At 58.7% G+C, this 14,669-nt stretch carries 11 protein-coding genes; 4 read left to right on the top strand and 7 right to left on the bottom strand.

Translation table 11 applies throughout. From position 1 onward, the window contains the following. Window positions 1-112 precede the first annotated feature (112 nt). Together FGF54_RS12085 and FGF54_RS12080 are read left to right on the top strand one after the other, a co-directional pair. Window positions 113-1,453, top strand: coding sequence for a nucleotide sugar dehydrogenase (locus tag FGF54_RS12085; protein ID WP_168208077.1), 1,341 nt, complete (start codon window positions 113-115; stop codon window positions 1,451-1,453). A gap of 4 nt (window positions 1,454-1,457) precedes the next feature. Next, complete coding sequence (locus FGF54_RS12080; protein ID WP_078052412.1) at window positions 1,458-1,940, top strand: class I SAM-dependent methyltransferase; 483 nt, start codon at window positions 1,458-1,460, stop codon at window positions 1,938-1,940. 33 nt (window positions 1,941-1,973) lie between these two features. Here FGF54_RS12080 and FGF54_RS12075 read toward each other — a convergent pair whose 3' ends face one another. The 4 genes from FGF54_RS12075 to FGF54_RS12060 form a co-directional block, all read right to left on the bottom strand. After that, window positions 1,974-3,668, bottom strand: coding sequence for an adenylate/guanylate cyclase domain-containing protein (locus tag FGF54_RS12075; protein ID WP_142779792.1), 1,695 nt, complete (start codon window positions 3,666-3,668; stop codon window positions 1,974-1,976). 209 nt (window positions 3,669-3,877) lie between these two features. Then, window positions 3,878-4,579, bottom strand: a complete 702-nt coding sequence (locus FGF54_RS12070; RefSeq protein ID WP_035264442.1) for an MBL fold metallo-hydrolase — start codon at window positions 4,577-4,579, stop codon at window positions 3,878-3,880. A 349-nt stretch (window positions 4,580-4,928) separates the two neighbouring features. After that, window positions 4,929-5,384 carry a cyclic nucleotide-binding domain-containing protein gene (locus tag FGF54_RS12065; RefSeq protein WP_003521299.1) on the bottom strand — a complete coding sequence of 152 codons (456 nt, stop codon included), beginning with the start codon at window positions 5,382-5,384 and terminating at the stop codon, window positions 4,929-4,931. A 43-nt stretch (window positions 5,385-5,427) separates the two neighbouring features. After that, window positions 5,428-8,145, bottom strand: a complete 2,718-nt coding sequence (locus FGF54_RS12060; protein WP_142779791.1) for an ABC transporter ATP-binding protein — start codon at window positions 8,143-8,145, stop codon at window positions 5,428-5,430. Between the two features lie 102 nt (window positions 8,146-8,247). Here FGF54_RS12060 and FGF54_RS12055 point away from each other — a divergent pair, with 102 nt between their 5' ends. Together FGF54_RS12055 and FGF54_RS12050 are read left to right on the top strand one after the other, a co-directional pair. Continuing rightward, window positions 8,248-8,451, top strand: a complete 204-nt coding sequence (locus FGF54_RS12055) for a hypothetical protein (RefSeq protein WP_080853059.1) — start codon at window positions 8,248-8,250, stop codon at window positions 8,449-8,451. A 38-nt stretch (window positions 8,452-8,489) separates the two neighbouring features. After that, the gene (locus FGF54_RS12050) at window positions 8,490-10,295 is read left to right on the top strand and encodes a serine aminopeptidase domain-containing protein (RefSeq protein WP_210247416.1); all 1,806 of its coding nucleotides are present in this window, start codon (window positions 8,490-8,492) and stop codon (window positions 10,293-10,295) included. A 20-nt stretch (window positions 10,296-10,315) separates the two neighbouring features. Here FGF54_RS12050 and FGF54_RS12045 read toward each other — a convergent pair whose 3' ends face one another. Genes FGF54_RS12045 through FGF54_RS12035 form a run of 3 tightly spaced genes read right to left on the bottom strand, consistent with a single transcriptional unit; the run spans window position 10,316 to window position 14,667 of the window. Beyond that, window positions 10,316-12,772: a glycoside hydrolase family 2 protein gene (locus FGF54_RS12045; protein WP_142779789.1), complete on the bottom strand. Its 2,457-nt coding sequence runs from the start codon at window positions 12,770-12,772 to the stop codon at window positions 10,316-10,318. Continuing rightward, window positions 12,769-13,752 carry a DUF1839 family protein gene (locus tag FGF54_RS12040; RefSeq protein WP_142779788.1) on the bottom strand — a complete coding sequence of 328 codons (984 nt, stop codon included), beginning with the start codon at window positions 13,750-13,752 and terminating at the stop codon, window positions 12,769-12,771. The genes FGF54_RS12045 and FGF54_RS12040 overlap by 4 nt, the downstream gene beginning before the upstream one ends. A gap of 6 nt (window positions 13,753-13,758) precedes the next feature. After that, window positions 13,759-14,667 carry an amino acid--[acyl-carrier-protein] ligase gene (locus FGF54_RS12035; RefSeq protein ID WP_142779787.1) on the bottom strand — a complete coding sequence of 303 codons (909 nt, stop codon included), beginning with the start codon at window positions 14,665-14,667 and terminating at the stop codon, window positions 13,759-13,761. Between the last annotated feature and the right edge of the window lie 2 nt (window positions 14,668-14,669).

Raw genomic sequence — 14,669 nt, 5'->3', positions numbered from 1 at the left:
TTGGCGGTGGCTTGGGCGTCAACCGGAATTTGAAAGGGCCGAGCCTTGACAGGTCCGTCATTCTTGCCCAACTGAAAGGCATCTTTTGCACATGCGCGGAGCGTGACACGCTTTGACTTCCCCAGACACTTCCCGGAACCTGCTTTCCAGCATTGAAAACAAAAGCGCCAAAGCGGGGGTGATCGGCCTCGGCTATGTCGGTCTGCCGCTTGCCATGACGATCGCCAGGGGCGGTTTCAAGGTTGTCGGTTTCGATATCGATCCCGGTAAAATTACCGCGATCGAGGCCGGGCGCAGCTATATCGAGGCCGTTTCCGACGAGGTGCTGGCGAGTGTGAGGCAGGATGACGGCTTTGTCGCCACCTCGGATTTCTCCAGGCTGGCCGAATGCGATGTCATTGCCATCTGCGTGCCGACACCCCTGACGAAATATCGCGAGCCGGACCTTTCCTATGTCGAAAAGACCTGTCGCGATATTGCCGCATATCTGCGCAAGGGCCAGCTCGTGGTTCTGGAATCGACCACTTATCCCGGCACGACTGACGGGGTGGTGAAGACCATTCTGGAAAGCACGGGGCTTGTCTCCGGCGTTGATTTCTTCATCGGCTTTTCACCCGAACGGGAAGATCCCGGCAATCGCGATTTCGAGACCTCGACCATTCCGAAGGTTGTCGCTGGCGATGGCGAGGCGGCCGGAAAGCTGATGGCGGCATTTTACGGTTCGGTGGTCAAAAAGATCGTCCCCGTCTCGACAAATGCCACCGCCGAGGCGGTGAAAATCACCGAAAACGTCTTCCGTGCCGTCAATATTGCGCTCGTCAACGAACTCAAGGTCGTCTACGAGGCGATGGGGATCGACATCTGGGAAGTGATCGACGCGGCGAAGACCAAGCCGTTCGGTTTCATGCCGTTTTATCCCGGCCCGGGCCTTGGCGGCCATTGTATACCGATCGATCCTTTTTACCTCACCTGGAAATCGCGCGAATATGAATTGCCGACGCGGTTCATCGAACTGGCCGGCGAGATCAATACCGGCATGCCGCGTCACGTCATCGGACGGGTCGCAGAGGCACTCGATATTCATTCCGGCAAGGCGCTCAGCCGCTCGAAGGTGCTGGTCGTCGGCCTCGCCTATAAAAAGAATGTGCCGGATATTCGCGAAAGCCCCTCTCTGAAGCTCATCGAGCTTATTCAGGAGCGTGGCGGCGAAGCGGCCTATTTCGATCCTCACGTAGCCGAAATCCCGAAAACCCGGGAATATAGCCACCTGATGGGCATGAAATCCGTGCCGTGGGACAGGCAGGCGATCGGCGCTTTCGACGCCGTTCTCGTTGCGACCGATCATGACAATGTGGATTATGCCGCTCTAAGCGAATGGGCGCCGCTTATCATCGACACGCGCAATGTTTTCGCGCGTCGGGATATAGCCGCAAAACACATCATCAAGGCCTGATAACATGAGCAGACTCGATAGTTTCATTCGCCGGCTGACCGCGCAGCGCGATATCCTCAACCATGTCGCAGCCGATCTCGATCTGCCGGATGAAGGCGCGCTTATGGAAATCGGCCTTGGCAATGGGCGCACCTTCAATCACCTGCGGGAATTGTTCCCCAACCGCCGCATCATCGCTTTCGACAGGGCCATGGGTGCGCATGCCTCCTCCGTTCCGGCACAGGAAGATCTGGTGATCGGTGAAATATCGCAAACCGCTCCGGCTTTCGTCGGCACGGAAGCGGCGTTCGTGCATGCCGATATCGGCACGGGCTATCCGGAAAAGGATGCGGTTACCCTCACATGGTTGCCCGATCTTGCGGCGGGCATGCTGGCGAAAGGCGGTCTCGCGGTCAGCGGTCTGCCTCTGGATCATCCCATGTTGAAGCCGCTGCCGGTGCCGGCAAGCGTGCCGACGGACCGCTATTTTCTCTATCGCAAGATTTAAGATCGGGCGCCCCACAGGTGTGTCGGGGCTATCTCATAAATAGCGCTCGCTCTCTTCTTTCGAAAGCAGGAAGACCTTCATTTGCGAGTTGCGGCCACGGATGGCGATTTCTTCGCTTCTGAGATCGGCAATCACCTGTCCCGCCTGAATGATGGCCGGTTCAGAAACAACGATAGCTGCGCCGAATTCCTTGGCCTTGGATTCGAGCCTGCTTGCCACGTTGACGGTATCGCCGATTGCCGTCAGGGTTTTGGCCGCCCCATATCCCATGACCCCGACGATGCTCGGACCGGAATGAATGCCGACGACGACTTCCAGGCGGACGGCGAATTGTTTCTCCAGCCCCTCGTTCAGGATTGCGATATCCCGCAATATGGTCGCGGCCGCCTTCATGGCGTTGCGGCAGGCGTGTTCCGCGTCCTCGCCAAGTCCGAAAAGCGCCATGGCGCCATCGCCGATGAATTTGTCGAGATGGCCTCCCGCCTGCTCTACGGCCTGGCCGACGATGGTGAAATAGCGGTTCAGAAGGAAGACGACATCATAGGGCAGCTTCGCTTCGGAAAGCGTGGTGAAGTTGCGCAGATCGCAAAAGAGGATGGCGATTTCTTCTTCCCGGCCGGGGCGTGCCGGTTGCGCATCGGCCGGCAGGTCGCTTTGCTGGGGCGGTGAAACGAGAAGCGCGATATCAATATCGCTGGTGGGGCGTAGCTGGCAGCCGAGCCGAACATCGGAATCGGCATGGATGCGCCGCAATGTGGTTTGCTCGATGTCTCCCGGTGGCGGTAGCGGGCCTTTGCTGTTCAGGACCTTGACCCGACAGGTTGAGCAGCGCCCCTTGCCGCCGCAGACGGAGTAATGCGGAATTCCCGCAAGGCGGCTGGCTTCCAGAATGCTGAGCCCGGCCGGTACATGTGCCTGCGCGCCATGTTCATAGCGGATTTCGATCGCCGTCAATCGTTGCCGAAAGCTGCGTACGCCACGCATGGCGAAAACCAGCATTACCGCGCCGACGAACAACGTCTCCGCTGTGCCGGTGATGAAACGGATCTGCGTTTCCATTTCCCGCTGCAGTGGCAGCTCGTCCTTTTGAATCGTATTGTCGGCAAGTCCGGGTGGGAGCGCGTATTTTTCATCGATTTCCGCCAGCCAGCGGCCGGCATCGCTGAAGCCCAGCAGCGCAAGGAGCGGCAGCATCACGGCCACCGTCATGAACAGCCCGGCTATCCGCGGATACCAGTCCCGGTAACGCAGCCAGAAATAGAGGCCAATGCATCCGTGGACCCAGATCACGATCAAGGCGAGGCTTTGCCAGGCTCCCTGTATCGGGTTGTTGATCCACAGCCTGCGGATGACGGAATAATAGCCGACATCGATGCCATAAAGCATGTGCGATACGCGGATATTGACGGCGTGGCCGATGATCAGGAACGGGATCGACAGACCGAAGATGACCTGAAGCGCCTCGCGGAGCGGCATGCGCAGCGTTCTGCGCAGATAAAGCGAGCGCAGAACAAGACAGACATGCACCAGAACAGAACCGTAAAAAAGCAGGCTGCTGACTGGGTTGAGCCAGATCAGGCTGAACCATTTTCGCGCCCGTTCGGCGGTATCGATGGAGATGAGTGCGAGGGAGTGATTGAAAAGATGAGAAAATACGAAAGCAAATATGATGAGGCCGGATGAAATCCGGGCGCGTCTCAAATTGGTCTCCGAAAAGAAACGGATCATGCAAATCCCATCATGTGGTCATTCAGCGCAGAATCATCATGTAGTATGCGGTGGCACCCTTATTGCAGGCCGTCTCGTGGCAATATCGTGGAGCAATCGATCGGAAACGGTCAATTGTGCGTGTTCGAACGCCCGCATGGCAAGGGATGTCGAAATCAGGGTTTCGAAAACGCGGTCGGACAGGTCGACTTCGCCGGAGCCAGATTGCGTCAGAGCTCGATGATCTGGCCGTCCATGGCCGCGAAGGCGCCGCTGAACTGGGCTTTCGCCTGTTTTTCGATATTGTCCAGTTCTTCGTCGCTGCGGCTTGGGGCGTGGTGGATGAAGCCGACATTTTTTGCGCCGGCGCGTTTGGCGAGGCGGATCGCCTGTTGCCAGGATGAATGGCCATAGCCGCGATAAAGGCTCATTTCCTCATCGGTGAACATGGCGTCATAGAGGAAAAGGTCGACATCCCTGATCAGGTCGAGCACGGTTTCGTCCATATCGCCCGGCTCATGTTCGGTGTCGGTGATGATGGCGAGGGACTTTCCTTCCCAGTCCAGCCGATATCCGATGGCGTTGCCGGGATGGTTGAGCATTCCTGTTCTGATCGAAAGGCCGGGATGCACATCGAGCGCGTCGCCCGGCATGAAGTCCCGCGTGTCGATTTTTGCGCAGCAGATTTCCAGCGGCACGGGGAACCAGGGCGGGCTCATGAAGTCCTTGAGCATTTCCCGGGTGGTCATGGTGCCGGCGAGGTGTCCCGACCAGATGGCGACATCGTTGGAGCTGTTATAAAAGGGCTTGAAATAGGGGAAGCCGACAATGTGGTCGTAATGACAATGCGAGAAGAACAGGTTGACGTCGGTAATGCCTTCCGCCCGCAGGGCGAGGCCAGCGGGATGCAAGCCCGAACCCGCATCGAACAAAAGAACGTGATCGCCGCATCTTACCTCGATGCAGATGGTATTTCCGCCGTATTTTCGGAAGTTTTCACCTGAAACAGGAAGCGTTCCCCGCGCACCCCAGATCTTTACCCGAAAATTTCTATTACTTTCCCGACTTGCTGTGTCGGAATCGAACGCCATGACACACCCCAATAACAACGGAATCTTGCACGCTTTCCTCCCATGAAGCCCGTTGTCTCTATAGATTCTTATATCCGCTCGTTTCTGGCGGACGCCTTTACCCCTTATTCAGTCAGCATTTCATTTATATTGCAATAGTACGACATTTATTTTTCCAATATCGCCATTCAAGGTAGCAAGGAATTGTCGTTTATGTCCGGGCGCCTGCCCGCGCTTTGCTCAGTTCCGCCGTCGTCTGGGTAAGGCGTTCGGCCAGAACGCGCATGACCTTGATGGTGATGTCGGGGAAATCGGACATGAGCTTGAAGAACTGTTCCTTGCCGATGCGCAGGGCTTCCACATTGGTGGAGGCGCGAACGGTCGCGGTTCTGACACTATCGCAGAGGATTGCGATTTCGCCGACAATGGCATTGCCGGTCATTTCGGCCACTTTCAGCGTGCCCGAAGGGGAATCGACCAGAACATCGACTTTTCCGGTCAAGACGACATAGGCCGCATCGCCGACATCTCCCTGATGAAACAGCACGTCGCCAGCATGATAGGACACCCGGTCGGATGCGAATGCCAGTAGTTTGAGCTTTGACGGTTCCATTTCCGAAAAAAACGGCACCCTTTTCAGCATCTGAATTTCGTCTTTAAACAGCATTGACTTACCCTGTTCTTGTTCCACCTCGGTCACCTTCTTGGATTTATGTTGCGACCATGTCCTTGAATGTACCGTTTTCCTCGGCGAGAGTCTCGTAACTTCCGTCGGCGGTGATCAGGCCCTGATGAACAACGATCACCCGCTCGAACATGCGGGAGAGCGTCGCGTTCGACAGGACCCATATGATCGACGGGTTATTGTTGTTCTGTTTCAGGAGTGTGATGACCCGCTCGACAATTTCCTCCTGCTGTCGGGGATCGAGGCCGGGAAGAGGGCGGTTGAAGACGTAATAATCGGATTTGCGGATCAGTGCCCGTGCCAGATTGAGCTTCTGGCGCTGGAGCGGGCCAAGCCGCTTGCCGCCGGCGCCGAGGTTGAAGTCCAGGCCCACCGCCAGCACGCGCTCATAGACACCCTGCTTGCGCATGACATCGGCGACGATGCGGGTGATGCGTCGCGAGGCGTCGGTGTAGCGATGGCTGACCTTGCCGAACAGGATATTGTCCAGCAGGCTGGTGGCGCTCATATATTTGGTCGGATCGTAGATTTCGATCACGTTTTTCAGGCTGTCGGGCAGGTTCTCATGGAACATGTGCCGGACTTCGACGATCCGGTTCATGATTTCCGGCGACAGCAGGCCGAAACGCTGGCGAGGCTCGATGTAGAAGAAGCTGAGCCGCAGCATTGCGCGCTTTTCGCTTTCATTGGCCTCGTCGAAACTCCGGCTCTGAAGGCGTTGTAGCATCTGCTGATACACCGGAATGTCGTCAGGCGTCATGAAGGTAAGCTGCTGGAAGAAGGGGTGGTCTCCCGGCAGGTCGGCGAAGATTTCCACGATGTTTTCGGCAATCGTGTAACCCATCTCGAACAGGGTTTTCACGAGGCCGGTTTCGCGCATCAGGGAGCGGAAATAGTCGCTTTCGATGACGGTTCGGATCGTCTGGGAAGAATCCCGCATGGTGCCGAACAGCAGGTTTTCGCCGACCGTTGCCTCGCTGTTATAGCTTTCCAGTTCAAAGGGTGCGATGAGGCCGCTCAAATTTTCCTTTTCGAGCTCCGCACGCAGCACATGCCGCAGCTCAACGATGCGCGCGGCAAGATGCAGGTCGGTCAAAGGGTCGATCGAGGATCGCAGCGCAAACTCCAGAATATCCTGCGACAGTTCCACGCTGTCGAGGACGGCCAGAATGGCCTGGATGAGATTTTCCGGCCTGCCGTCGCCGGCCGGGCTCGAAGCGTAGTCAATCCATTCGCTGTTGATATCGATCAGCGGATTGCCCGCCATCTTTGCTTCGCGGATTTCCCACTTGCGATGTTCCAGCGCTGCCCCCTCATAGTTCCTGTCCGCGAGCGGGGCGTGTTTGAGGCCGTAAAGCAGGTTGTCCTTCAGGCTGGCGTGGAAGAAATAGCTGTCCGAGGACACATAGGAAATGCGCCGCCCGGTCAGCGATTCCGGCAGTTCCAATATGTCGACGTCGTTGATGCTGATCTTGCCCGAAGTTGGCCAGAGCGTGCGGCCGATTGCATCCGCCAGCGCCTCGGCGCCCGAGCCGCCGACGATGGCGACCACCTCGCCCGGCTCGACCTTTAGCGATGCCTGTTCCAGAAGCCGGCTGCCGCTATCGTCCTCCAGCGTCAGATTGGCGACGACGATCGGGGCGCTGATCGCCGCGACGGCGCCGGGAGACAGTTTCTGCACCTTCTCGTCGATCATGTTCGGGGCATCGAACTGCTCGAAGACCTGCTCGTATTTCACCTGCACGTCCTGACGCGCCTGATCCCAGTCGATCAGTTCCTTCAGCGGTCCGGGCAGTTCCTTATAGGCATTGATGACGGCGACCAGCTGCCCGACATCGAGGCTGCCCTTCAGTGTGAGATAACCGCCGAGCGCATAAAAGAAGAAGGGAGTGAGCTGTGCGAGGAAGTTATTGATGAACTTGACCAGAAACTTCCACTGGTAGAGATCGTAGCGGATCTTGAAGATGTCGCCGAGCCGGTGCGAGGCATCCGCCCGCTCGTAATTGGACGTGTCATAGGCATGGATGGTGCCGATACCGTCAACCATTTCGCCGATTCGTCCGGCAAGCTGGCGGGCGCTCAGCTGCCGCTGGCGGCCAAGCTCGATGAGGCGGCGGCGCATTTTGGGAATGATGCCCACCTGTATGGCGGCCATGAAAGCCGCGATCAGGCCCAGCCAGAAATTCTGAACGAGAATGAAGAAGAGCGCGGAGAGCGCCTGGCCGCCGAGAAGGGCCGGCTGCACGAAGGCGTCGCCGGTAAAGCCGCCGAGCGGTTCCACCTCGTCCTTCACCATGCTGGAGATTTCCGCACCTTTGACCCGCTTGAAATGGGAGGGCGGGAACCGCAGGATCTTGTCGATGAGCTCGAAGCGGATGCGCCGCAGAAGCCGCTCGCCAAGGCGGCCCTTATAGGTATTGATGTAATATTTGAAGAGCCCGTTGATGATGACAAGCGCAAGGAACGTCAGGCTGAGCGCCATCAGCATCGACATGCGGTTGAGCTCGAGCCCGGGGAATAATGTCACGGTGCCCCAGTAGGGAATATCGACCGTGAGATGCATGAAAAGCTGCGTCGCATTCGCCCCTTCGAAACCATCCCCCTGAATTGGGCCGTTGACGATCTGCTTGGGCAGATCGAAGGCGAGGAAATAGGGGATCATCGACAGGGCCACGATCAGCAGAATGAAAAGCTGCTGCCGCCTCGTGTGCGACCAGATATAACGCGTAAGGCTTTGTTCCATATAAAACTTCTATGACCTGTCGGGCGTGGCCCGGCGTGTTGGTTTGCGCGGTGTCTAGACGATCCGGTGGCCGGGTGGCGCAACCTCCTCCTGCAAATAGGTATGGGACTCGCTATTTATCAGTATATTCAAGCGGTTTCGAGCAAAATAGCGGCCCCGCCGGGACTTGCCCGCCATCCCGGTGTTCGTTTTTGCAACGTGCGGGCGGCAATGGATATAAATGCGACTATATTTTTAGACTTCTCTAATGTTGTTGTTTTTATTGTAGATCAGGCGGTAAGACGCTTCGATACAATGATCCCGTAATGGTTGAGCCAGACACTGGCGCAATGATGGCAAGGTCGATGGCGATAGATATTTCAGAGCGTACAGGCAGCGATCCGTCTCTTGATGCATTGTCGCTTTCCGGCATTGCCCCGAATGGGGCGGTTGCGCGTCCGGTCTCTTTTGATGGGCTCACCGGGATTTTCCATCCGGCGCGCAAGGACGTCAGACAGCGCCATGCCGTTCTTTTCGTCAGCCCATGGGGCATGGAGGAACTGTGCAGCCGCAAGTTTCAACGGGTACTGGCCGAGCGGCTGGCCGCTTGCGGTGTCGCCAGCCTGCGCTTCGACTATCTGGGCGCGGGTGACGCCTTCGACCCTGACGATGCGGGCCGTGCAGCGGACTGGATTTCCGACGCGCGCGCGGCGCTCAACTGTCTGACGCGTCTTTCCGGCTGCGCCGAAGTGGTCGTTGTCGCTCAGGGCCTCGGTTGCCTGATTGCTGCACAGGCTTTTGCCGATGTGGCTGAAGTGGGTTCCATGGCGCTTCTGGCGCCTGTCGTTTCCGGCCGCGCCTATCTGCGTGAGTTGGCGATGTGGTCCTCCATGATCGACGATGGCCTCGGTCTTCGGCCCGCGCAACGGATGACGGAGGCGGGATCGATTGCCGGCATGGCCATGCCGGCCGGTGTTGCCGATGCGATCAGGAAGGCCAATCTTTCAAATCTGACCGCTGCTCCGGCGCGCACCATTCTGGCGCTCTCCCGGCCGGGCCGCGTAACCGATGCCGATTTCGCCAAGCATCTCATCGCGATCGGCGGTGCGGTGGAGGAGGCGGAGTTTTCAGGTTACGACGATCTCGTCTCCAGCCCAACGCTTTCGAAAATATCCGACGATGTAGTCAACCGGCTGGTCGATTGGGTTCTCTCCCAGACCCATGCCGAGAGTCCGGCGATCCCCCAGGAGGATTTCATAGTCAATGCCCCGCAGCGTGGGCGCGGTTTTCTCGAGCAGCCGGTGCAATTTGGAGAAGGCGGGCGGCTTTTCGGTATTTTTTGCGGGCCGGACGACCGGGAGGTGGTTTCTTCGGTTCTTCTGCTTGGCGCGGCCTATGACCGGCATGCGGGCTGGGGCAGGCTTTCCGTGCAGATGGCCCGTACATTGGCGCGCGAGGGGGTGGCATCGCTTCGCTTCGATGCGGCCAATATTGCCGACAGCCCTCCGGTCAAAAACGTGCCCGAGCAGGTTCTTTACGATGCCGCGCAGAATGACGACGTGGCTGCCGCACTCGATTTTCTCGGCAAGCGTGGCAAGGGACCTTTCATTGCGGCGGGCCGGTGCAGCGGCGCCTATCTCGCCTTCAACGGCGCAATTGCTGATGAACGGATCGGCGCCGTGGTCGCGGTCAATCCGGTCGTCTTCCATTGGCGTAAAGGCCGCTCGGTGGATGAGGCCCTGCATAAACGGCCGCGTTCCTTCGGGGAATACAGCCAGCGCTTTCGACAGGGCGCGACATTCAAGCGTCTCATCAGCGGCGATGTCGATGTGGCAAGTGCGGGGCTGAACATCGTCAAGGCGACGATCAAGAGGCTTTCGACAAAAACGGCGAGGCTCTTCCGCAGGGGCAGCGAGGAAGGACGTGCCGTCTATGGCGCGTTCGACAAATTGAAGGCGAATGATACCGCCGTTCATCTGCTCTACAGCGACAACGACGATGGTCTGGAACATTTCCAATATTACTTCGACGCCAATGGCAAAGGACTGGCCGCCTATAAGAACGTGTCGCTGACCATTATTCCCGATGCCGATCACAATCTTTCAACGCCGGAAGCCAGACAAATCTATATCGACGCGGTGAAGCGGCTGGCTCTCGAGCATTTGCGGTAAAAATGCCTGGCCGTCATGTCCTAGAAGGAAAATCGCCGGCTGGAACCCAGTGACACGACCTCTCCGGAAGGAGGGGCTTCGGTCGCCGGGGTCTCCGGCAGGAGGCTGATTTTTCTCGTTTCGCCGGGGCCGAGATGGAACCAGTTTTCCGAGGCGTGATAACCCTGCACCTCGACATGGACGGACTGCGCCAGCCGGTCCGTGCCGATTTCAAGAGACCAGTTGCCGCTCGTTTCACCGATCGTGGCCTGAAGGTTTGCGGCGTGCAGCGCCTTTTTCCGGCCGAGAGGGAAATGGAATGCGTCGGCGATCACGTGTCCTGTTGCAACGTCGCGAAGCCGGGCGACCGTTACATCATGGGATGGAGGGCCGAAACGATAGGCATAGGTCGTATCGAAAAAGGCGCCGAACAAATCTGTTGCGGCAATGGTCTGGCTCTGTCGCGGCGAAAGCGTGAACGGTCGTTTGGCGTGGACGACGGGTTGCACACCCTCGCGCAGGCAGGTCAGTTCCAGCATGGCTTCGAGGCCGCCGCCGGTCTCGTTGACGAGGTGTATATCCAGCCCGTTCGTGCCCTCATCGGAAAAAGTAACCTGAATGGGGCGGAACGCCCTTTTCAGGGCATGCCAGACGGATTTGGGCCGGCCAGTGGCATCGATGATACCCCAACCGGCGCCGGGAACGAGATCCTGCAGGGTCCAGACCAGAGCGCCCTGACAGGAGGAGCCGCTGCGCCTCCATTCGGCGAAAGTGGCCTCCATGACCTCGGCCGTGGCGGCCCGGGACATGTCGAGATAAAGGCCGCCGTCTTCCCGCCGCAGCAGGTCCGGTTCGACGTCGTAGAGCAGCTTCAGATAATGGTCGCGAACATCCTCGAAATCCCAGGATGCCCCGCGATCCCGCGGTGCGCGTGCCTTCCATCGCGGATCGTGCACGGCCACGCCGGGTAGATATCTGTCCAGCGTTTCCTGTTCGGGAATATTGGCGAAGGCGAGGCATTCGGCGGCGAAGCGCAGATCGGCGCGGCGCGCATCTTCCAGCGGGCGGCAATAGGCGCCCACGCCGTAATAATGGCCGACCCCGACGTTGGGAAAAAAGGGCAATGCACCGCCGGAGGGGGAATTGGCGACATAGGCTGCGTCTGGCCGTTTCTCGGCAAGGAGTTCCGGCAGAACCTCCTCGGTGAGCGCTCCCTTCCATATCTGTTCCGGCAGACCGAGCATCGCGCCCTGCTGGTACATTTCACTGCCGCCGCAGAAGACGGTGAGCGACGGAGAAAGCGCGGTGGCTTCGAGGAACTGCGAGATTTCCGTGACGATATGCTGGCGCAGGCTCTCGTCCTTGGCCGGGTAATCGAAATTGGCGAGCATGGCGTCCTGCCAGACCATGATGCCGAGTTCGTCGCAAAGCGCGAAAAATTCCGGAGTCTCATAAGCCATGGTGCCGCCGATGCGGATCATGTTCATGCCGGCCTCCGCGGCTTTTCTAAGCCATGGCTCGTAGTCCGCCCCTGTTCCCGGCAGGCGCACAATATCGGCCGTCGTCCAGACCGCGCCGCGGCAGAAGATCGGCTGACCGTTCACCTTGAGGCCGAAACCAATACCGTCTTCGCCATGATCGATCTCGACCCGTCGGAAGCCGGTACGCCCCAGCCTATGTTGTTCGCCGTCCAGTTCCAAAAGCGTGTCGTGCAGCGTGGGCCTGCCATGGGTGTGCGGCCACCATGTTTCGACATCGGCTATGTGGAGCTCGCCGGAAAACTTGCCGTTCTCATCCCTGGAAAGATCGGCACTATAACCCGCGCAGCCAAGCCGTGCCGATTTTATGGGCCGCTTGGTTTCCAGCGAGATGGCGAGCGTCCCCGTTCCTGCCTCGTCCAGTGAAGATCGGAGCGTGCAAAGCACCGCTTCCTGTCTGATCAGACTGATGGGCCGCCATGGGCCGGCGGCGTGGATTTCCGGGCACCAGCCGGGCATGTAACCGAGTGCGGTGGTGCGGATCAGCCGCAGCCCCTGCGTATTCATCATCTGCGGCCGCCAGCGGGCGCGGGGACCGGTTTTTTCAAGTCTCGGCGCAAGCGCCCGGAAGCATATGCAAAGCTCGTCCGCGCCCGTGAGTTCAACAGGCACTTCCAGCCTTTCGAACATGCTCTGGCTCGCGGCGATCAGCTCGCCGTTGAAGAAGATTTCGCCAATGGTGGAGAGACCGTCGAAGCGCAGGGTGGCGCGTTCGCGCGTATCGGAAATCATCGTCAGCCGATACCAGGCATCCCTGTCATTGAGAGGCGCCGGGGCAAGGCGGTCGAATTTTCCAGCCGCTTCCAGAGCCTGCGCCACGGTGCCGGGAACGGAGACGTGAAGGCTTTCGAGCGATGCGGGAATATCGGACGGCGTCTCGCAGGCATCGGCCGCCGTCAGCGTCAGCGTCCAGCCTTCGCTCAGCAATTCCTCGCTTTCGCCGGGAAGATAAGTCCTCACGCGGCCTCGCTGGCATCAGTGAGTTTAGTCGAAAGCGCTTCCATCATGCCATCCCACGCATCCGCTGCCGGATCGAGCACGGTGGCCAGTGCATCAAATTTGCGGCGGGTGACGGCGCGGGCGAGCTGGAACTGCACGGTCTTGGCAACCTCGGAAATCTTGAGCGCGTGGTCTCTTGCTTCAGAAAAACCGTCTGCGTCCAGCCATTCGAAGTGACTTGCCGCCAGTTCGAAATTGGCGCCGAGCTGGCGCAGCGTGTTGAAGGCATATTTGTGGAAAAAGCCGAAGGGTCGGTCGGCGACCTTTTCCACCTGCGCCGGAAAAACGCCGGCAAAAGCGCGGACCGGGTTGGCGGAGGGCCGTCTGGAAAAATGAAACTTCAGGAGCCGTTCGGCCGTCTTGCGAATATGTGCGGGCGAGGGGTTGCTATCCGCGAATTTCGCAAATTCGGTATAGGGCAGGAAAGGCGGGTCGGTCTCGGCCAGATGATGCTGGAAAAGGCCGTCAAAATCTTCGCCTGAAAGGTGGAAGAAGCCGGCGTTATGGAAATAGTCGAGTTCGCGCTTCGCGAGGTCGAGCCGATTGATGGCGATGGTGGTCTTGCCATGTTCCTTCCGGTAGCCCACCCCATGGGTATCCGGCATATAGAAGCTGTCCATCTCGATCAGGCAGATGCGGCCGCGTTCCAGCTGCGCCTCGATGTGGCTTTCCACGCTGTCGAAGATCGCAAGTTCGGTGGCGCGAACGCCATAAAGCGCCTCGAGGTCTTCCAGCGGCACCTTGAAGAAGGTGAACTGGTCGCCTTCGAAATCCTGCGTGAGCGTGAAGCCGAACATGGCTTCCGGCGGCAGACCTTTCGAGGCCAGCACCTCGATCCACAAATCGATGTAGCAATTGGTCTCCGGCCACATTCTCTCGGAGGAATGGAGCGGATGCTGCACATAGTTTTTGGGATCGAGACCGGGAAAAATCTGCCGCATGAATGATCAGCCCCAGAGCGTTTCCACGACCTTCGCAGGCCATTTCTTCACATCGAGACCATGATGCGCAAACAGCGCCAGCGCGATGCGCTCAAGGCCGAAACCGACGCAGGCGGTATGGGCGACATCGCCATTGTCGAGGTTGAGACCCCATTTCTGGCCGAAGGCATCCTGATGGTAGTTGAAGCTCATGCAGGCCGTCGGGCTGGTTGTGGATGTGACCGGGATCAAGAGCTCGAATTTCAGGTTCTGGTCGCGCTGGTTGTTGGCGAGCATCTTGCCGGCGCGGCCGAAGAAGGGATCGTTGGCGACATCGATGGTGACGTCGAGCCCGACCGCTTTCATCATCTCGACGCCGCGATCCATCCAGGTCTGGCGGAATTCGGTGACGTCGGACTCGGTGCCCATGCAAACATATTCGCGCATGCGGAAAAGCTGCTGGCGCGCCGGGTCCTTGGAGGGTTCATGGCGGAAGCAGTAGGACTGGATGTCATAGAGACCGCCGCCGGCAGGTAGCGCGCCGCGCTTGGCGATCGTCGGATAAAGCGGGTAACAGGCCGCAGGCGTCAGCACGATGTCGGTGGCTTTCTGGTCTTTGGTCCAGTCGCCGCCCTCATCCATGGTTTTCAGCAGGCTGACATGGTCGAGCTCACAGCCGCAGAAGGAATGGACCGTGCCGGCGAGCTGTGGGAAGCTCTTCATATAACCGCTCTTTTCGAAATAGGCGCGGTTGATGCCGGGCGGAAAGCGGATCGCTTCGGCGCCGTCACTGCCACCCGTGCGGTCGATCAGCCGCTCGAAGGCGGCAATGACATCCTCGAACTGGCCGCTGCGGCCATAAAGACCGTCCACACCGGTTTCAATCAGCAGGCCTTCTTCGAACAGTCGATCGAGAAACGATGTTTGCATGTCCATGG

The organism is Agrobacterium sp. T29, from assembly GCF_006970545.1.
Lineage (GTDB): Bacteria > Pseudomonadota > Alphaproteobacteria > Rhizobiales > Rhizobiaceae > Agrobacterium > Agrobacterium leguminum.
Note: the sequence above shows the minus strand (reverse complement) of the source record. Positions and strands in the feature narration are given on the sequence as shown.